Source organism: Streptomyces sp. AC627_RSS907, from assembly GCF_019049165.1.
Genome location: NZ_JAGMUE010001356.1, coordinates 1 through 639 on the forward strand (window position 1 = coordinate 1; position 639 = coordinate 639).

Here is a 639-nt window from a genome sequence, read left to right on the forward strand (position 1 = left end):
GGGCCAAGCTGCGCGATCTGACGGACCGGCCGAGCCGGACCGCGATGTACCCGCCGACGAGCCGCCCGATAGCCAAGCCCGACCCGCGGTGCATGACCGGGCGGACGCTGTGCATCAGCAAGGCCAGCCGGACGCTGTCGTGGATGGTCGACGGCAAGGTGCTCGCGGCGATGGACGTCCGGTTCGGCTCGCAGTACACGCCGACCCGCGAGGGCACGTTCAAGGTGGACTTCAAGAGCCGCGACCACGTCTCGACGATCTACGACACCCCGATGCCGTACGCGATGTTCTTCAGCGGCGGCCAGGCGGTGCACTACTCGTCGGACTTCGCCGCCCGCGGCTACAGCGGCGCCTCGCACGGCTGCGTGAACGTGCGCGACAAGAAGAAGATCGCCTCGGTCTTCGCCCAGGTGAAGGCCGGCGACAAGGTGGTCGTCTACCGCTAGGCGGGCCTTCCCGGACCGTACGAGCGGACGCGCGCTGCTTCCCCGGGCGGGGCCACGCCGTCGCCACGCTTCCGCACGCGTGCCGGCATCAGGCCGTACGGGCGGGGCACGGCCAGCCGCCGCGCGCCCATGCCCGCCTTCGGGGTGGTTTCACGCGGCCCGAACGGACAAACCCGCGCGCGTCGTTCGGGCG

1 protein-coding gene is annotated in these 639 nt (G+C 71.4%); it reads left to right on the forward strand.

Annotated features, from left to right (window positions below; genetic code table 11):
• Positions 1 to 446, forward strand: a 446-nt coding sequence (locus KUM32_RS41900; protein ID WP_217146850.1) for a L,D-transpeptidase, incomplete at its 5' end; no start/stop codon positions are given.
• Between the last annotated feature and the right edge of the window lie 193 nt (positions 447 to 639).